Here is a 17449-nt window from a genome sequence, read left to right on the forward strand (position 1 = left end):
TTCCAGCTTCAAGCTTATGACTTCAGGCTCCGGACGAAGTCCGGTCGAGTTTTCTTCCAGCTTCAAGCTTACGACTTATAGCTCCGGGCGAAGCCGCGTTCTTCAAGTTTCCGGCCTCATTCCCCCGGCTGCCAGCCGTTGACGATGGGATAGCGCCGGTCGCGGCCAAAGCCACGGCGAGTCACGCGGACACCCACCGGCGCCTGACGGCGCTTGTACTCGCAGCGGTCGACCAGGCGCACCACCTTGTAGACATCGTCATGGTCGAATCCGGCGTCGATGATGGCCTCGGCACTCATGTCACCCTCGATGTAACGCACCAGGATAGCGTCCAGGGTGTCGTAGTCGGGCAAGGAGTCGGAATCCTGCTGATCCGGGGCCAGCTCGGCGGAAGGCGGCCGCTCGATGACGCGCTCGGGAATCGCCGGCTCCTGGGTGTTGCGCCAGCGAGCCAGTCGATAGACCCAGGTCTTGTAGACGTCCTTGATGGCGTTGTAGCCACCCACCATGTCGCCATAGAGGGTGGCATAGCCCACCGCCATCTCGCTCTTGTTGCCGGTCGACAGGACCATGAGACCCTTCTTGTTGGAGAGCGCCATCAGCAGCACGCCGCGACAGCGTGACTGCAGGTTCTCCTCGGTGGTATCCCGTTCGGTACCGGCGAAGCTGTCGGCCAGTGTCTCCATGAAGGTTTCCACCATCGACTCGATGGGCAGCACCTCATACTCGACACTCAGCATGCGCGCCTGCTCGGCGGCGTCTTCCTTCGAGATATCGGCGGTGTAGTGGTAGGGCATCATCACCGCATGGACCCGCTGAGGCCCCAGGGCATCCACCGCGATGGCCAGGGAAAGGGCCGAATCGATACCGCCGGAAAGCCCCAGCACCACGCCCTTGAAACCGCTCTTGTTGACGTAGTCGCGCAACCCGGTGACCAGCGCGCAATAGAGGTTCTCCTCGGCACTGACCTCTTCGTCGACCTCCCCGGCACTCGGCACCCAAGTGCCCTGCTCGCGCACGAACTGCACCGGCATCAAGCCGACCGCCCAGTGCGGTGCCTGCACGCGCAGTTCGCCATCGGCGCCGACACAGGCCGAGCCACCATCGAACACCAGTTCATCCTGGCCACCGATCTGGTTGACATAGACGACCGGCAGGCCGACTTCCCGAGCCCGCTTCTCGAGCAGGGCCAGGCGTTCGGAGGGCTTGTCCTGGTGGAAAGGCGACGCATTGAGGGTCACCAGAATCTCCGCACCGGCCTCACGCGCCTTCTGGACGGGAGCCTCTTCCCAGATGTCCTCGCAGATCAGTACACCGAGCCTGGCGCCCTTGTGTTCGATCACCAGGGGCGCATCGCCCACCGCGAAGTAGCGTTGCTCATCGAACACTTCGTAGTTGGGCAGCGCCTGCTTGGCGTACTCGCCGATCCACTCACCATCGTAGAGCACACCGGCCAGGTTCCAGTTGCGCCCTTCGCGACGTCCCGGATAGCCGACGATCACCATCACGTCACGCGCCATCTTCTCGGCCATTCGCGCCCGTGCATGACGCAGCCGTGTCTCCAGAGAGGGGCGCAACAGCAGATCCTCGGGGGGATAGCCGGTCAGAAAGAGTTCGGGCAGCACCACGATATCGGCACCATGCTCGATGCGTGCCTCGCGTACTGTCTCGATGGCCCGTTCGGTATTGCCGGGGATATCCCCCACCAGCGGGTCCAACTGGGCCATCACCAACGTCAGGTCTTGCATGGGCGTAGAAATCTCTCGAGAATCCATCGATACCGACATTGTCCCGCAAGGGCGGCCGACTCGCAAAGACGACCGCCCCGAAAGCCCTCACTCAGGGAGCCGCCCAAAGGATGAACCTCTTGCTGATCCGTCTGATCATTTTCGCCGTGCTGTTCTTCGCCGGCCTCAAGCTATATCGCATGTACCGTCAGTGGAAGCGCGACCGGGACGCCGACGAGCAGGACGCATCACCGGCCAATCCGATGGTGCGCTGCGCCTGGTGCAAGGTACACCTGCCGGAAAACGATGCCCTGCGCGAAAAGGGCGAATGGTTCTGCTCCCCGGACCACCGCGACAAGTTTCTCGCCGAGGATACCTCGGGCGACTGATTCAGCCTCTGGAAGGCCCCCTCTGGTTGTCTTCCAGCCGACCGCCGTCCAATCGATAGGGTGCCGGATCCACGATGGGCTCGCGCCCCAGCAGTTCATCGACCAGCAGGTGCGTCGAGGCCGGCGCCAATACCAGCCCGTTGCGATAATGGCCCGCATTCACGTGCAGGTTGGCAATGCCCGGCACGGCGCCGATGAACGGCACGCCATCCGGTGACCCCGGACGCAACCCTGCCCAATGATGCGCTACCTCACAGTCGGCGAGCGCCGGCACGATGCGTGTCGCCGAGGACCATAACGACGCCTTCGCCGATTCGGAAAGCGACTTGTCGAACCCCGCCTCTTCCAGTGTCGAACCAGCCAGTACCTGGCCATCGGCCCGAGGGATGACATAGCGACCGTCCATCAGCACCACGCGCCGCACCAGCCCGGGCGACGCCTTGAACAGGATCATCTGGCCCTTCACCGGCCGTACCGGCAGATCAACCCCGACCGTCGCCAGCACCGACGCGGCCCAGGCACCGCCACACACCACGATATGGTCGCCCTGCAGTTCCCCGGCTGTCGTCTCGACCGCGACGATGCGCCCGCCCTGCTCGCGCAACCCCGTTACCTCGCAATGCTCGCACAGCGTGACCCGCGGCATGTCGTCCAGGCGTGTGCGCAGCGCCCGAGCCAGGCGCGGGTTGCGAATGCTGCCGAGGGTCGGCATCCACAGCGCCTCCTCGCAACCGGGTGCCGCTTCGGGCTCCTTGCCGTACAGGAAGCCCCCGGAGACCCGCTCGAGCGGCTTGCCGACCTCCCGCGCCCAGGCCATGGCGGCCGGCTCGTCGTCGACACGCAGGTACAGCAGGCCCTTCTGGCGATACTCGGGGTCCACCCCCGTCTCTTCCAGCAAACGCAGCGAGAGTTCCGGATAACGCCCCTCCGACCAGGCGGAGAGGCGGGAGATTGGCGCGCTGTAGCGCCATGGATAGAGGGGCGACACGATGCCGCCGCCGGCCCAGGAGGCCTCGCGGCCGCACTGGCCACGTTCGACGAGGGTGACCGAATGACCGGCATCGGCCAGTTGCAGGGTCGTCATCATGCCGATGACGCCACCGCCGACAACAAGAAAATCACTCACGAGACTTGTCCGAGTTCGCTTACGGAAAGGACGCGACATCCGGCTAACTTGATAGCACCCACGGCCTGGCTCGGGGAAGCACTCGGCGGGAGATCGCATGCGACCGGACCGCATCACGGAGACTTACCATACCGGCACACCGAATCGACTGGCAAAGCCGCGTCAGGCCGGACTGACGCTTCTCGAACTGTGTGTGGTGATGGGCATTCTGACATTCGTCATCGCCTGGGCCGTGCCCGGACTCGATGGCGTCATGGCTCGCAACGAAGTGGCCACGGACGTCATGCGGCTCAAGGATGCCCTGGCGACGGCCCGTAATACCGCCATCGCACGGCGCACGGTCATCACCGTCTGCCCCAGCCAGGAAGGCCGGCGCTGCATCGGCGACTGGACCGCGCCATTGAGCATTCTCCAGAACGAGATCGATCAGCCACCGAACCAACGTACCCTTCTCGGACGGCGCGGCGAAGGCCAGGTGGCGGCCATCACCTATCGACTCGATCATCGCCCCGTGCGCTACCAGCCTACGGGACGCGCCACGGGACACAATGGCACCTTTCGCCTCTGTGGCCGACGCGGCGAGGGTGCCTCGGTGATCGTCAGCAACTTCGGAAGAGTTCGAGTCATCGATGACACGCCATCAATCTGCTAGCGACTCACAGTCCCCAACTCAACAGGCGTTTCTCCCTGGGCGCATGAGGTAGCACCGGATCGCCGCGAAGGTGGCGAACGACCGTCCCGCTCGGCTGGTGAATGTTGCCGTGCGCAAGGATGGCCCCCTCCAGCGTCACGCCGACTGCCAGATCCGTATCGCCCGCCGACATGAACCAGCCCCGAAGCGTCCCCGGCGTTTCGATGTCGATATCGCCGCCCGACAGCACGGCCACGTCGACCGTTGCCTCTTGTCCAGCCTCGCCGTACAGGTGGACATCATCCCGGGCGATGAGGGTCGCGTTGTGAAAGCGAGCCGCCTCCCCGATTTCCAGACGTCCCGCACAATGATAGACGCGCCCGGCGAGATCGCCGCTCGCTTCGAAGCGGCAATACGGCTGGCCATTTTCATCGGTTTCCAGCGTCAGCGTCTCGGCCGCTTCCGGTGGCGAGACATCGACCTCGGGCATGGCGACGCGATCCGCTTCATCGCGGGGTGCATTGGCATGCACTCGGCCTTCGGTCGCGGCCTCCTCCCCGGTCAGGACCTCGCCGTCGGCCAGCAGGGCATAGCGGGAAAACAGTTCGGCGAGGCGCGAGAAGACGACCGCGACCAATACCGGTTCACTCGAAGCCAGCACACGCTCGTCGCCTTCCATCACCACACCCATGGCCACGATGAGGCGATGCCGAGCGCCCTCCTCGACATAGCGATAGGCACAACGCAGAGGTGCCGCACAATCATCGAGCACGACCGTCTCGCCCTGGAAGCGAGAAGGATCGATGAACTCGCTCCAGGTCATCGCCTCGAGCGCCCCGCGCGACTGCTCGACGGTGATGTCATCGGGTCCATCCAAGGCCGCCCACCCCGTGGAAGCAGCGGCTTCCGCCGCCATCCCGGCTTGAACCGATGCCTTGAGATTACCCGCCAGGCGTTCCGCGGTCAGCGACGAGCGCAGCCCGGCCACGCCCAGCATCACCGCCATGGCGAGCAGCACCAGAACGATCGGCAAGGCCATCCCTGCCTGCCGCACGGCCTCCTCTCGCATGACACCGATTTTCATGGTGCAGGCGCCCCGGCACGCCTTACCGCCGCCTCGCGATCCATGGCATGAAGCACCAGGGGCTCCGATACTTCCAGCGCCCGCAAGGTGATCCGATACAATCCGCTCCGTCCGCCCACGTCCCCCCGTAACGGTTCGCTCGCCGCGCAGCTCCCGGCCGTCGCCGCCAGGCCATCCACCAGCGGCTCCCCCGCCACGCTGTCGTGGAGGGCACAACCCTCGCCACTGGCGGCCTCGACCAGGGTGTAACGCCCCGGCTCGACGCCTCCGCGTCGAATATCGCGCAACAGGAAAAGCGCCCCGAGAGACACGGCTTCCTGGCGCTCGCCCAGGTCGTCCACTCGGATCAGGTTCTCGACCCCGCCCAGATACAGGCGCCCCGCGCCCAGCAGGACGAGCATGCCGATCGCCAGTGCCACCAGCAGCTCGACCAGCGACACCCCGCGCTCGATGGTGCGTCCCGCGATCATGGGGATTCACCGGGTAGTCGAGTGGTGTAGACGAAGGATGTCTCGCCCTCATCCGCCAGGCGCGACGCCGGCCATTCCAGGGTCACCACATAGCGACAGGCTTCGCCCCCCGACGCGACACGGCCCTCCAGGCCGGGAATCCGGGCACGCCATCTGGCCTCCCAGTCCGCCTCCTCGGCGCCCAGGCCAGGACAATGACCGGCCTCGAGGCGCGACCACAGCAACTCGACGGCATCCTGCGCCGCCAGCGAGGCCAGGCTGCGTTGATAGCCGACATGCGCGCCTCGCAGGGACTCGAGCTGCACCGTGGCCATCCCCAGCAGCCCCAACGAAAGCACCAGCAGCGCCACCAGGGCTTCCAGCAGGGTGAAGGCTTGCTGGGATCGCGCCATCGTCATGCTCATCGACTCATTACGCGCCGGCCTACCAGCACGCCTCCGGCATCGCCCGCCCCGTCGAGTCGAGCGTCAGAATGCGACACGCCGTCCCGACGGCCTCGCCCTCATGCGTGGCCGTCAGTCGATAATCGGTCGGCGACAGGGTGACGGCAAGACGATAATGCCCGGCCTCCGAGCGTCTCGGCAGGTCTGTGCAGGTGTCATAGGAATGCGTACGGGTGCGACAGCGCTCCAGGCGTCCCGCCAGCGTCATGAGCGCCGCCCGGCCATCGGCGACTCGCGCTTCGCCCAGGGCATCCCGATAGCGCGGATAGGCGATCCCGGCGAGGATGGCGATGATCGCCACCACGATCATCGATTCGAGTAGCGTGAAACCGGCCTGTCCGCGACAGACCTCGGGGCGGCGCATTTTCCGCGCCTGCGAGTGGCACATGTCCCTTGCCTCGGCGTGATGTCCTGCCCCCAATATGGACCAGGGCACCGACATCCGGTAGCGCCCCGAGAACACTCCACCGACGCATTATCAACGCCGGCTTGCTCCCTAGAGATCTCGCTCGGAGCCACATGGCACGAAAAAGCCGGGCGACGAGGCCCGGCTTCACGAATCGATACTGGTACTCGACCGAATGCGCTATTCGCTGGCGATCACCCGCTCGCGAAGCTCGGCGGGCATGGAGAAGGTAATCGTCTCGGCACGTCCATCGAGCTCTTCCGGCACCTCGGCCCCCAGGACACGCAATCGCTCGATCACCCCCTGGACCAGCACCTCCGGCGCACTGGCACCGGCGGTCACCCCCACCGTCTCGACGTTTTCCAGCCAGGTGGCATCGATCTGCTCGGCATTGTCGATCAGATAGGCCGGCGTGCCGACCCGCTCGGAAAGCTCGCGCAGACGATTGGAGTTCGAACTGTTGGGGCTGCCCACCACCAGCAGCAGATCGCTCCCGGCCGCCAGCTCCCGGACGGCATCCTGACGATTCTGAGTGGCGTAGCAGATGTCATCCTTGCGCGGCCCCTGGATCTCCGGGAACTTGTCGCGCAGGGCATCGATCACCCGGGCGGTGTCGTCCATCGACAGGGTCGTCTGGGTGACGAAGGCCAACTGGCTCGGATCCTGCACCTCGAGGCGCGCCACGTCCTTCTCGTCCTCCACCAGGTAGATCCGGCCTCCCCGGGAGGTGTCATAACGCCCCATGGTACCTTCCACCTCGGGATGGCCCTGGTGGCCGATGAGGACGCACTCCTGGCCGCGCCGGGCATAGCGCAGCACTTCCATGTGCACCTTGGTGACCAGCGGGCAGGTCGCATCGAAGACCCGCAGGCCACGACGCTCGGCCTCCTGCTGCACGGCACGGGAGACGCCGTGCGCCGAGAAGATGACGATCACGTCGTCGGGCACCTCATGCAGTTCCTCGACGAAGATCGCGCCCCGCTCGCGCAGGCTGTCGACCACGAAACGGTTGTGCACCACCTCGTGGCGCACGTAGATCGGCGGGCCGAACACATCCAGTGCCCGATTGACGATCTCGATGGCACGATCGACACCGGCGCAGAAACCGCGGGGATTGGCCAGCTTGATTTGCATGGTTGCCTAGCCTCGGTGCTTGAGCACCTCTCGAGCTTGTTTGAACTAGAAAACGCTGAGTTCCGTAGCGAGCGAAGATAGGCTGGTCACCGCCGGAGCGCAGTCACCGGAGTGTAGCCTGCTACATGAGGATGACGAGCACCGCCGGCGGCCAGGATATCGAGCGCAGCAGGAAATCAGGGTTTTCTCTAGTGGGTGGTGGCCGGCTTCACATCGATCACCTCCACCTCGAAGGTCAGGGTACGCCCGGCCAGGGGGTGATTGAAATCCACCTCGACCTGCTTTTCGCCGACCTCCTTGATGACCCCCGGCAACTCGCCTCCGCCGACATCGGCAAAGGACATCACCATGCCCGTTTCGGGCGTCTCGTCACTGAAATCATCCCGGGCGATCATCTGCACGTTCTGGGGGTTGTGCTGGCCGAAGGCGTGCTCGGGGGAAATCTCGTAGCTGCCATTCTCGCCGGCAGCGAGCCCCTTGATGGGGTGCTCGAAACCGGGCGGCAGATTGCCGTCGCCGACCTGGAAGGTGGCCGGCTGCTTGTCCCGGGTGGAATCGACCACGGTGCCATCCTCCAGCTTGAGGGTGAAATGCAGGGTCACCTGCATGCCCTCGTCGATGCGATGGCCGTTCGCTTGTTGATCGCTCATGGATGCTCTCTCGAAGATGGTGTCTCAGCGCCGTCGACGGGCTCGGCGACGTTCGCCGAACAGCGACTCGACGATCAGCCCGATGGCGCCCAGGGTGATGCCGATGTCTGCCACATTGAAGGCCGGGTAATACCAGCCGGCGAGATGGAAGGACAGGAAGTCCACCACATAGCCATGTACCAGTCGGTCGTACAGGTTGCCCAAGGCCCCGCCGATGACCAGGGCGAGCGAGGCGCCGAGCATCTTCTCGTCGGCGCGCAGACGCCGCATCCAGATGGTCAGCCCCACCGTCGCCGCCACGGCGATGGCCGCGAAGAACCAGCGCTGCCAGCCGGGGTGACCGGCCAGGAAGCTGAACGCCGCGCCGGTATTGTGCAACAGCGTCAGGTTGAAGAACGGCAGCACCTCGAGCGGCCTGGCGTACTCCAGCAGGCTGGAGGCCAGCGCCTTGGTGCCCAGATCGACGACGATGATCGCCGCGGCGAGCCACAGCCAGCGCAACGGCTGCCGCATGGGCGCCACCTCGGCGCCCTGCCTGGTGTCATGTTCGGGCATGCTGCCCACCTCACGCATAGTGACGAGTCTCGCCGGGACCGTCCGGCAGGTTGCTGATGCAACGACCGCACAGGTCCTCGTGACCGGCATGCTGACCGACATCCTCGCGGTGGTGCCAGCAGCGCTCGCACTTGCGGTATTCGCTGGCCGCGACGGCCACCTTGAGCCCTTCGAGCTCGGTCGCCTCGGCATCGCCGCCATCCGCCAGCGACGCCAGGTGCACTTCGCTGGTCAGCATCACGAAGCGCAGCTCGTCGCCGAGACGGCTCAGGGTCTCGCGCAATTCGTCATTCACGTAGAGCGTCACTTCGGCGGCCAGGTTGCCCTTGATGACCTTGGCGTTGCGGGCGTCTTCCAGGCACTTGTTGACGGCCTGCTTGACGTTGAGCACCCGCTCCCAGAATTCGCGTCCCAGCTCGGCCTCGTCGCTCAAGGCGCCCAGGCCATCATAGTACTCCTCGAGCAGGATGCTCTCGCCACGCGCGCCGGGGATATGCTCGTGAATCTCCTCGGCGGTGAAACTGAGGATCGGCGCGATCCAGCGAACAAGCGCCTGGACGACATGATACAGCGCGGTCTGGGCACTGCGACGGGCCACCGAATCCACCTGGGTGGTGTACTGGCGATCCTTGATCACGTCCAGGTAGAAGCCGCCCAGCTCCCGGGCACAGAAGCCATGCACCTGCTGATAGACATCGAGGAAGCGGTACTCCTCGTATGCCTGCTGGATACGCGCCTGCAACTGGCCGGCACGATCCACCACCCAGCGGTCCAGGGCCAGCATGTCATCGAAGGCCAGGGCATCGCGCTCGGGGTCGAAGCCGTTGAGGTTGGCCAGCAGGAAGCGCGAGGTATTGCGGATGCGTCGATAGACATCGGCGGTGCGCTTGAGGATCTGGTCGGACACCGCCATCTCGCCGGAATAATCGGTCGAGGCGACCCACAGCCTCAGGATGTCGGCGCCGTACTGGTCCATCACGTCCTGGGGATCGACCACGTTGCCCTTCGACTTAGACTGCTTGTGCCCCTTCTCGTCCACGGTAAAGCCGTGGGTGAGCAACTGGCGGTACGGCGGATGGCCATCGATCGCCGAGCCGGTGAGCAGCGAGGAATGGAACCACCCGCGGTGCTGATCCGAGCCCTCGAGATACAGGTCGGCACGCGGTCCCTGGTCGTGTCCCATCGGGTGCGAGCCGCGCATCACATGGCGATGCGTGGTACCGGAATCGAACCACACGTCCAGAGTATCGGTGACCTTCTCGTACTCGCTGGCCTCATCGCCCAGCAGCTCGGCCGCCTCCAGGCGGAACCAGGCATCGATGCCCTCGCGTTCGACGCGCTTGGCGACCTCCTCCATCAGCTCGACGGTGCGTGGGTGCAGTTCGCCGGTCTGCTGGTGCAGGAAGAAGGGAATCGGCACCCCCCAGTTGCGCTGGCGCGAGATGCACCAGTCCGGGCGGTTGGCGATCATCGAGTGCAGGCGCGCCTTGCCCCAGGCGGGCGTGAAGGTCGTCGCCTCGATGCCGGCCAGCGCCTTGTCGCGCAGGCTACGGCCATCGCCGCCGGTCACGTCCATGCCCACGAACCACTGGGCGGTGGCCCGGTAGATCACCGGCGTCTTGTGGCGCCAGCAGTGCATGTAGCTATGCGTGATCGAGTGGTGGGCCAGCAAGGCATCGACCTCGTCGAGCTTGGCGACGATCTGGAGGTTGGCCTTCCAGATCGACTGCCCGCCAAAGAAGGGCAGGTCGTCCACATAGACGCCATCGCCCTTGACGACACTGATGAAGTCGTCGAATTCGATGCCGTAGCGGCGGCACGACTCGAAGTCGTCGACCCCGTGCACCGGCGCCGAGTGGACGATACCGGTACTGCCTTCCTCGACCTCCACGTAATCCGCCAGGAACACCGGCGCACGGCGTTCGTAGAAGGGGTGCGCGAACTCGATCAACTCCAGCCGCTCGCCGGCAGCGGTGGCGATGATGTTGCCCTCGAGCCCGAAGCGTTCCAGGCAGCTTTCCACCAGTTCCTCGGCCAGCAGCAACAGCCGGTCACCCACGTCGACCAGGGCATAGGTGAACTCGGGATGCACGTTGAGCGCCTGGTTGGCAGGGATAGTCCAGGGTGTGGTCGTCCAGATCACCACGGCGGCGGGCTTGGGCAGCTCGGTCAACCCGAAGGCGGCGGCCAGCTTGCCGTCCTCGGCGCAGGGGAACGCCACGTCGATGGCATCGGACTGCTTGTCGGCATACTCCACTTCCGCCTCGGCCAGGGCCGAGCCGCAATCGAAGCACCAGTTCACCGGCTTGAGTCCCTTGAAGACGTAGCCCCCCTCGACCAGGTCGGCCAGGGCACGGATCTCGCCGGCCTCGTTGGCAAAGTCCATGGTGCGATAAGGACGCTCCCAGTCGCCGATCACCCCCAGGCGAATGAAGCTCTTGCGCTGCCCCTCGATCTGCTCGGCGGCATACTCACGGCACAACGCCCGGGCCTGAGCCGGCTCCAGGTGCTTGCCATGGGTCGTCTCGACCTTGTGTTCGATGGGCAGGCCATGACAGTCCCAGCCCGGCACATAGGGGGCATCGAAGCCCGCCAGGTTCCGGGACTTGACGATGATGTCCTTGAGGATCTTGTTGAGCGCATGACCGATGTGAATGCTGCCATTGGCATAGGGAGGGCCATCGTGCAGCACGAAGGACTCGCGCCCCTGACGCGCCTCGCGCAGGCGATGGTAGAGATCCATCGCCTGCCACTGGGCCACCCGGGCGGGCTCGCGCTTGGGCAGCATGCCGCGCATCGGGAATTCGGTTTGTGGCAGATTCAGAGTGTGCTTGTAGTCGCTCATATCCTGGGGGTCAGCCGTCATCATGGTCGGCGGGCAGCCCCGCCGAGGAGTCGGAAAACACGGCCTCGCGCGCCAGCGGCGCCGATGCCAGAGGTAGGGAATCTCCGGTCGCCGCCGTCTCGGCGAAGAAGCGTCGCGCACGGGCCTGGTCGGCACCGATCTGGGCCTTGAGGGCCTCGAGGCCATCGAATTTCATTTCGCCACGCAGCTTGGCGCAGGGCAGTACCGTCAATCGCTGGCCGTACAGGTCCTCATCGAAGTCGAAAAGATGGACCTCGAGCACCGGGCGAAGACTCCCCACCGTGGGGCGCCAGCCGATATTGGCGACCCCCTCGGCATGGTGCCCTCCCGGCAATTCGGCCTTGACGGCATACACGCCCTGCAGGGCCAGCGGGTGGGGTGGCTGCGGCAAATTGGCCGTGGGCACGCCGATGGTTCGCCCGAGCTGGCGATCGCGCACCACCCGGCCGCCGAGTCGGTAAGGTCGTCCCAGCATGCGAGCGGCCTGATCGAAATTGCCACATGCCAGCATGGTGCGCACACGGGTGCTGGAAACACGTTCGCCATCCAGCAGGAAGGTCCGGGTATGCTCGACATCGAAGCCCGAGCCGGTGCCGACCGCCTGCAACAGTTCGAAGTCACCGCGCCGGTCGCAGCCGAAGCGAAAATCGTCGCCCACCACCAGATGGCGCACGCCCAGTCCCTGTACCAGTACCCGCTCGATGAATGACCGAGCCGTCAGACTGCGCAGGGCATCGTTGAAGGGCAGGCACAGCACCCGATCGGCGCCGAGCTCGGCCAGCAGCCGCACCTTGTCACGCAGCCGCGTCAAGCGGGGCGGCGCCTGGTCCCCGGCGAAGAACTCCCTGGGCTGAGGCTCGAAGACCACCACCGTGACCGGCAGCGATAACGAACGCGCGCGTTCGAGCAATTGATCGAGAATCGCCTGATGGCCGCGATGAACACCATCGAAATTGCCGATGGTGGCCACGCAGCCATGATGCTCGTCGCGCAGATTGTGCAATCCTCGAATCACTTGCATGGGCGTTGTTCGCGCAGAAAGTAAAGTGGTCGATTATAACGGACCAGGCGCCCCTTGACAGCCGCGCCGGCATGGCCCAAGCATCAGCTTTTCATTCGGAAGTGGCGCAGCCGTACGCCAGTGACGGCCAGCCAGGCGAAATACACCGCCGCCCCGCTCACCACCAGGACCGCCATCCAGCCCGCGCGAGTCATCAACGACCAGTCGAGCCACCGATGCCAATCCGGCGCCAGCCAGGCGAGCGTCAGGCCCATCACCGCGCAACCTCCGAGCAGTTGCACTGCATAGCGCCCCCAGCCTGCCTGAAAGACCAGGACCCCTCGCCGATACAGCAGGCGCCCCAGCAAGCCGGCATTGAGAAACGCCGAGAGTGCCGTGGCCAACGCGAGCCCCGCATGCGCCAGCGGCCAGATCAGGATCAGGTTGAAGACCATGTTGGCGGCCATGGCGATCATGCCGATCGTGACCGGCGTCTTCGTATCCTGACGGGCAAAGAATCCCGGTGCCAGCACCTTGATCAGCATGAAGGCTACCAGGCCCACCGCATAGGCCCGCAGGCTCATGGCCGCCATGTCGATGTCATGGTCGGTCATGGCGCCATAATGGAACAGGGTGATCAACAGCGGCTCGGCCAGCACCACCAGGGCCAGGGCCGCCGGCAGCCCCAGCAACAGCACGGCACGAATCGCCCAATCGAGCATGCGCGCGAAATGCTCGGGAGACTGCTCGGCGTGGCGCTTGGACAGCGCCGGCAGGATCACCGTGCCGATGGCCACCCCGAACACCCCCAGCGGCAGTTCCACCAGTCGGTCGGAATAGTACAGCCAGGAAACGCTGCCGGCCGCCAGCAACGAGGCCAGCACGGTATCCAGCAGCAGATTGATCTGTGCCACCGAGACGCCGAACATCGCCGGCGCCATCAGCTTGAGAATGCGCCGTACCCCCTCGTGAGCAAAGCTGGGCCAGGGCCGTGGCAGCACGCCGAGACGGGCCAGAAACGGCACCTGAAAGACCAGTTGAGCCGCCCCGGCAATCAGCACCCCCCAGGCCAGTGCCATCGCGGGCTCGCTCACCAGGGGCGTGAGCAGCACCGCCGCGCCGATCAACGACAGGTTGAGCAGCACCGGCGTGAAGGCCGGCACGGCGAAGCGTCCCCAGGTGTTGAGCACGCTGCCGGAGAAGGCCGTCAGGGAGATCAGCAGCAGATAAGGGAACGTCAGGCGCAGCATGTCCGCGGTAAGTGCCAGTTTCTCGGGATCACGCGCAAACCCCGGCGCGAAGGCCCAGGCCAGCCAGGGCGCGGCCAGCATGGCCAGAGCGGTGATCAGCACCAGCACCGCCGCGAGACTGCCGGCCACGGCGTCGAGCAGCTCGCGCACCTCGTCCCGGGTGCGCTGCGTGGCATACTCCGAGAGCACCGGCACGAAGGCCTGGTTGAAGGCGCCCTCGGCGAACAACCGGCGCAGGAAATTGGGCACCTTGAAGGCGACAAAGAAGGCATCTGCCCCCTGCCCCGCACCGAACAGCGCGGCGATCACCATGTCCCTGGCCAGCCCCATCACCCGCGACAGCATGGTCATGCTGCTGACGACCATGCCCGAGCGCATCAGCCCTCCTCGACGAGGCGCCACCTGGCGCGACGCCTCATCGGCGACCGTCGGCGCGGCATCGGACGTCTGCTCGGGATGTTCCTGTCGATCGGTCACGGTGCGATTCCTTTCCAGGCCAGCGGGAACGGACACAAGAAACCGCCGGGAGCGGTTGTCGACGTCGCACCGCGACGGCCCGGCGGGTGGCCACAAAAAAACCGGCCGCAGCCGGTTCTTCGATGGGGCACTCGCGAACTGGTTCGCGACCCCCCATGGGCATCCGGCGTGCTTACGCTGCCAGGGCCTTGATACGCTTGTTGAGACGGCTCTTCAGGCGAGCGGCCTTCTTCTTGGACAGCACGTCCTTGTCGGCGATGCGGTCGATGACCGGCTGGGCCTGCTTGAAGGCATCCATCGCCTGGGCGTGGTCGCCGCCATTGATGGCCTTGATGACGTTCTTGACATAGGTGCGGACCATGCTGCGCTGGCTGGCTTTCAGGACACGACGGCCTTCTGCCTGACGGGCGCGCTTGCGGGCTTGCTTGCTGTTAGCCACTGACTGTCTCCTTGGAGAAAGTTGTTACCGCCATGTTCGGCGGCATTCAATAACATATTGATCCAACAGGGAAATAAAAAATCCCCGTCGGCCTGGCCATTTGACCGACCACGCAATGCAGCGTAGTCGCTTACGGGCCGTGTCTGAGAGGATGGCGCATCCTATCACGCCGTACGACGTCTTGCCAGCCTAGTCAAGGGGCCGCGTCCTGTCGCTCAGATAACCACCAGATTGTCGCGGTGTATCAATTCCGGCGACTCCATGTAGCCGAGAATCGCCTCGATGCGATGACTGGGCTGGCCCAGCAGGCAGCGGGCTTCATCGGCCCCATAGTTGGCCAGCCCCTTGGCCACCCGGCGGCCCTGCTCGTCGACACACAGCACCATGTCACCGCGCACGAAATCACCCGACACGCCTTTCACCCCCACCGGCAGCAGGCTGGAGCCGCTGTCGCGCAGCACTTTCACCGCCCCGTCGTCCAGGGTCAGGTTGCCGCGCACCTGCAGCTGCCCCGCCAGCCAGCGCTTGCGCGCCGCCATGGGGGCACGCTCGGGCATGAGCAGGGTACCCAGCCGCTCGCCCTCGACGAGTCGGCCCAGCACGTCATGCTGACGCCCACTGGCGATCACCGTGACCGCCCCGGAACGCGCCGCCAGACGCGCCGCTCGCACCTTGGTCGACATGCCCCCCCTCCCCAGGGCGCCACCCCCACCGGCCACTTCGGCCAGCCGGGGATCATCGGCACGTCCCTCGGTAATCAAGCGGGCCTTCGGGTCGTGGCGCGGATCGGCATCGAAGAGCCCCTCCTGGTCGGTCAGGATGACCAGAGCATCGGCCTCCAGCAGGTTGGCCACCAGAGCGCCGAGGGTATCGTTGTCACCGAAACGGATCTCGTCGGTGACAACGGTATCGTTCTCGTTGACCACCGGCACCACCCCCAGATCGACCAGGGTGCGCAGCGCGGAGCGGGCATTGAGGTAACGCTTGCGGTTGGAGAGGTCGTCATGGGTCAGCAGCACCTGCGCGGTGGTCAACCCATGCCGGGCGAAGTGGCCTTCGTAACATTCGGTCAGGCCGTTCTGCCCTACCGCAGCGGCGGCCTGGAGGGCGTGCACCTCGGAAGGGCGGGTCTGCCACCCGAGGCGCACCATGCCCGCCGCCACGGCACCGGACGACACCAGCACCACCTCGATACCGCGACGGCGCAGCTCGGCAATCTCGTCGACCCAACCACCGATGGCCGGCTCGTCGAGCCCCCGCCCGTCGTTGGTCAACAGGGCACTGCCGATCTTCACCACCACACGCCGCATGCGCTTCAGCGCCTCGCGGTCAGGTACCTGTTCGAGATCGTCCATCGGCTCCTCGGTTTTCAAGATACGAGCTGCGAGTCCCGAGCTGCGGGCGACGAGTTCCGAGCTGCGAGACGCGAGGCGCGAGCTACGAGCTTCGAGCTTCGAGCTTCGAGCTTCGAGCTTCGAGCTTCGAGCTCCTATCAGGGTGCATACTCGACTTCGACATCATAATCATCATCATCGAAGTCATCGTCATCCTCGTCGGCCCGCTTGCGCTTGCGACCCAGGCGCGCCTCAGTACGCGCCACTGCTTCGTCTTCCATGCGACGACGCATCTCGCGCTCGTGCTCGGCGGCGTCTTCGTCCTCGTTTTCCAGTTGACGTTGCTCGGTCAGCCAACGATGCACGGCCTGCACCAGGGCATCGGTACCCTCGCCGCTGATGGCCGACAGGCGGAAAACGGGCCCCTGCCAGTCCAGACGCGTCATGATGTCGTCGACCACGGCATCGCGTTCCTCCTCCGGCAGCAGGTCGAGCTTGTTGAGCACCAGCCAGCGCGGACGCTCGGCGAGCGCCGGGGAGAACTGTCCCAGCTCGTGAGCGATGGCCTGGGCGGCCTCGACCGGGTCGGTCTCATCGAAGGGCGCGACATCGAGCACATGCAGCAGCAGCCGGGTGCGCGTCAGGTGCTTGAGAAAGCGCAGCCCCAGGCCGGCGCCATCCGACGCCCCCTCGATCAGACCCGGCACGTCGGCCATCACGAAGTGCTCATGCTGGCCGAGCTTCACCACGCCGAGGTTGGGCACCAGGGTGGTGAACGGGTAATTAGCCACCTTGGGCTTGGCCGCCGACACTGAACGAATCAGCGTCGACTTGCCGGCATTGGGCATTCCCAGCAGGCCGACATCCGCCATCACCTTCATTTCGAAGCGCAGGTTGCGACGCTCGCCTTCGGTGCCCGGCGTGGTGCGGCGCGGCGCCCGGTTGGTCGAGGACTTGAAGTGGATGTTGCCGAGCCCGCGACGCCCGCCATGAGCGACGAGCACCACCTGGCCGGCCTCGGTCACATCGGCGATCACCTCGAGCGTATCCTCGTCGATCACCGTGGTCCCCACCGGCACCTTGACATGCAGATCCTCGCCGGCGCGACCGCTCATCTGCCGCCCCTGCCCCGGCTGGCCATTCTGGGCCTTGTAGAAGCGCTGATACTTGAAATCGATGAGGGTATTCAAGGCATCGTCACCGATCAGGTGCACGCTGCCGCCATGGCCACCATCGCCGCCGTCCGGGCCGCCCTTGGGCACGTACTTTTCGCGGCGGAAGCTCAGGCACCCATTACCGCCCTTGCCGGCTTCCACGATGATCGAAGCTTCGTCGACGAACTGCATTACCTATTCTCCCGGCGATTCATGTCGCCATGATACAAGAAGGCCCCGCCATGGCGGGGCCTTCCTGCGAGGAGCCTGACCTGGTCAGGATAGCGAAGTGTGCGCGGCGCGAACACTTCCAG

17 protein-coding genes are annotated in these 17449 nt (G+C 65.3%); 2 read left to right on the plus strand and 15 right to left on the minus strand.

The window, feature by feature from the left end; genetic code table 11:
* Nucleotides 1-116: 116 nt before the first annotated feature.
* The gene (locus LU493_RS11480) at nt 117-1748 is read right to left on the minus strand and encodes an NAD+ synthase (RefSeq protein ID WP_275287941.1); all 1632 of its coding nucleotides are present in this window, start codon (nt 1746-1748) and stop codon (nt 117-119) included.
* 110 nt (nt 1749-1858) lie between these two features.
* Between LU493_RS11480 and LU493_RS11485 the strand changes: the two genes are divergently transcribed.
* Nucleotides 1859-2116, plus strand: coding sequence for a PP0621 family protein (locus tag LU493_RS11485; RefSeq protein ID WP_275287942.1), 258 nt, complete (start codon nt 1859-1861; stop codon nt 2114-2116).
* Between the two features lies 1 nt (nt 2117).
* Here the strand turns inward: LU493_RS11485 and thiO are convergent, their stop codons facing one another.
* The gene (gene thiO / locus LU493_RS11490; protein ID WP_275287943.1) at nt 2118-3242 is read right to left on the minus strand and encodes a glycine oxidase ThiO; all 1125 of its coding nucleotides are present in this window, start codon (nt 3240-3242) and stop codon (nt 2118-2120) included.
* Nucleotides 3243-3339: 97 nt separating this feature from the next.
* Here thiO and LU493_RS11495 point away from each other — a divergent pair, with 97 nt between their 5' ends.
* Nucleotides 3340-3894 carry a GspH/FimT family pseudopilin gene (locus tag LU493_RS11495; protein WP_275287944.1) on the plus strand — a complete coding sequence of 185 codons (555 nt, stop codon included), beginning with the start codon at nt 3340-3342 and terminating at the stop codon, nt 3892-3894.
* A gap of 4 nt (nt 3895-3898) precedes the next feature.
* Here the strand turns inward: LU493_RS11495 and LU493_RS11500 are convergent, their stop codons facing one another.
* From LU493_RS11500 to cgtA, 13 genes are all read right to left on the minus strand, one after another.
* On the minus strand, nt 3899-4957 hold the full coding sequence (locus LU493_RS11500) for a pilus assembly PilX family protein (RefSeq protein WP_275287945.1): 1059 nt from the start codon (nt 4955-4957) through the stop codon (nt 3899-3901).
* A complete protein-coding gene (locus tag LU493_RS11505; protein ID WP_275287946.1) occupies nt 4954-5427 on the minus strand; it encodes a PilW family protein in 474 nt (157 codons plus the stop codon). The genes LU493_RS11500 and LU493_RS11505 overlap by 4 nt, the downstream gene beginning before the upstream one ends.
* Entirely contained in the window at nt 5424-5825 is a 402-nt protein-coding gene (locus LU493_RS11510) for a prepilin-type N-terminal cleavage/methylation domain-containing protein (protein WP_275287947.1), read from the minus strand. The genes LU493_RS11505 and LU493_RS11510 overlap by 4 nt, the downstream gene beginning before the upstream one ends.
* A gap of 25 nt (nt 5826-5850) precedes the next feature.
* Nucleotides 5851-6234: a type IV pilin protein gene (locus LU493_RS11515; RefSeq protein WP_275287948.1), complete on the minus strand. Its 384-nt coding sequence runs from the start codon at nt 6232-6234 to the stop codon at nt 5851-5853.
* Between the two features lie 222 nt (nt 6235-6456).
* Nucleotides 6457-7410 carry a 4-hydroxy-3-methylbut-2-enyl diphosphate reductase gene (gene ispH, locus LU493_RS11520; protein ID WP_275287949.1) on the minus strand — a complete coding sequence of 318 codons (954 nt, stop codon included), beginning with the start codon at nt 7408-7410 and terminating at the stop codon, nt 6457-6459.
* Nucleotides 7411-7598: 188 nt separating this feature from the next.
* Nucleotides 7599-8060: an FKBP-type peptidyl-prolyl cis-trans isomerase gene (gene fkpB / locus LU493_RS11525; RefSeq protein WP_275287950.1), complete on the minus strand. Its 462-nt coding sequence runs from the start codon at nt 8058-8060 to the stop codon at nt 7599-7601.
* 24 nt (nt 8061-8084) lie between these two features.
* Nucleotides 8085-8615 (minus strand): signal peptidase II, encoded by a 531-nt coding sequence (gene lspA / locus LU493_RS11530; RefSeq protein WP_275287951.1) that lies wholly within the window; start codon nt 8613-8615, stop codon nt 8085-8087.
* A 10-nt stretch (nt 8616-8625) separates the two neighbouring features.
* Nucleotides 8626-11460: an isoleucine--tRNA ligase gene (gene ileS / locus LU493_RS11535; protein WP_275287952.1), complete on the minus strand. Its 2835-nt coding sequence runs from the start codon at nt 11458-11460 to the stop codon at nt 8626-8628.
* Between the two features lie 10 nt (nt 11461-11470).
* The gene (gene ribF, locus LU493_RS11540; RefSeq protein ID WP_275287953.1) at nt 11471-12502 is read right to left on the minus strand and encodes a bifunctional riboflavin kinase/FAD synthetase; all 1032 of its coding nucleotides are present in this window, start codon (nt 12500-12502) and stop codon (nt 11471-11473) included.
* Between the two features lie 83 nt (nt 12503-12585).
* The gene (gene murJ, locus LU493_RS11545) at nt 12586-14109 is read right to left on the minus strand and encodes a murein biosynthesis integral membrane protein MurJ (protein ID WP_275288034.1); all 1524 of its coding nucleotides are present in this window, start codon (nt 14107-14109) and stop codon (nt 12586-12588) included.
* 271 nt (nt 14110-14380) lie between these two features.
* Nucleotides 14381-14647, minus strand: a complete 267-nt coding sequence (gene rpsT, locus LU493_RS11550; RefSeq protein ID WP_275287954.1) for a 30S ribosomal protein S20 — start codon at nt 14645-14647, stop codon at nt 14381-14383.
* A gap of 215 nt (nt 14648-14862) precedes the next feature.
* Nucleotides 14863-16002, minus strand: a complete 1140-nt coding sequence (gene proB, locus LU493_RS11555) for a glutamate 5-kinase (protein WP_275287955.1) — start codon at nt 16000-16002, stop codon at nt 14863-14865.
* Between the two features lie 137 nt (nt 16003-16139).
* Nucleotides 16140-17327, minus strand: a complete 1188-nt coding sequence (gene cgtA, locus LU493_RS11560; RefSeq protein WP_275287956.1) for an Obg family GTPase CgtA — start codon at nt 17325-17327, stop codon at nt 16140-16142.
* Nucleotides 17328-17449 lie beyond the last annotated feature (122 nt).

Origin of the sequence: Halomonas elongata, assembly GCF_029081005.1 — a bacterium.
In the GTDB taxonomy this organism is placed as follows: domain Bacteria; phylum Pseudomonadota; class Gammaproteobacteria; order Pseudomonadales; family Halomonadaceae; genus Halomonas; species Halomonas elongata_B.

What these genes read in the sequence shown, in the direction of transcription:
- LU493_RS11480 (WP_275287941.1), bottom strand. Translation starts at nt 1,748, where the DNA reads ATGCAAGACCTGACGTTGGTGATGGCCCAGTTGGACCCGCTGGTGGGG.
- LU493_RS11485 (WP_275287942.1), top strand. Translation starts at nt 1,859, where the DNA reads ATGAACCTCTTGCTGATCCGTCTGATCATTTTCGCCGTGCTGTTCTTC.
- LU493_RS11495 (WP_275287944.1), top strand. Translation starts at nt 3,340, where the DNA reads ATGCGACCGGACCGCATCACGGAGACTTACCATACCGGCACACCGAAT.
- LU493_RS11500 (WP_275287945.1), bottom strand. Translation starts at nt 4,957, where the DNA reads ATGAAAATCGGTGTCATGCGAGAGGAGGCCGTGCGGCAGGCAGGGATG.
- LU493_RS11505 (WP_275287946.1), bottom strand. Translation starts at nt 5,427, where the DNA reads ATGATCGCGGGACGCACCATCGAGCGCGGGGTGTCGCTGGTCGAGCTG.
- LU493_RS11510 (WP_275287947.1), bottom strand. Translation starts at nt 5,825, where the DNA reads ATGACGATGGCGCGATCCCAGCAAGCCTTCACCCTGCTGGAAGCCCTG.
- LU493_RS11515 (WP_275287948.1), bottom strand. Translation starts at nt 6,234, where the DNA reads ATGCGCCGCCCCGAGGTCTGTCGCGGACAGGCCGGTTTCACGCTACTC.
- ispH (WP_275287949.1), bottom strand. Translation starts at nt 7,410, where the DNA reads ATGCAAATCAAGCTGGCCAATCCCCGCGGTTTCTGCGCCGGTGTCGAT.
- fkpB (WP_275287950.1), bottom strand. Translation starts at nt 8,060, where the DNA reads ATGAGCGATCAACAAGCGAACGGCCATCGCATCGACGAGGGCATGCAG.
- lspA (WP_275287951.1), bottom strand. Translation starts at nt 8,615, where the DNA reads ATGCCCGAACATGACACCAGGCAGGGCGCCGAGGTGGCGCCCATGCGG.
- ileS (WP_275287952.1), bottom strand. Translation starts at nt 11,460, where the DNA reads ATGAGCGACTACAAGCACACTCTGAATCTGCCACAAACCGAATTCCCG.
- ribF (WP_275287953.1), bottom strand. Translation starts at nt 12,502, where the DNA reads ATGCAAGTGATTCGAGGATTGCACAATCTGCGCGACGAGCATCATGGC.
- murJ (WP_275288034.1), bottom strand. Translation starts at nt 14,109, where the DNA reads ATGCGCTCGGGCATGGTCGTCAGCAGCATGACCATGCTGTCGCGGGTG.
- proB (WP_275287955.1), bottom strand. Translation starts at nt 16,002, where the DNA reads ATGGACGATCTCGAACAGGTACCTGACCGCGAGGCGCTGAAGCGCATG.
- cgtA (WP_275287956.1), bottom strand. Translation starts at nt 17,327, where the DNA reads ATGCAGTTCGTCGACGAAGCTTCGATCATCGTGGAAGCCGGCAAGGGC.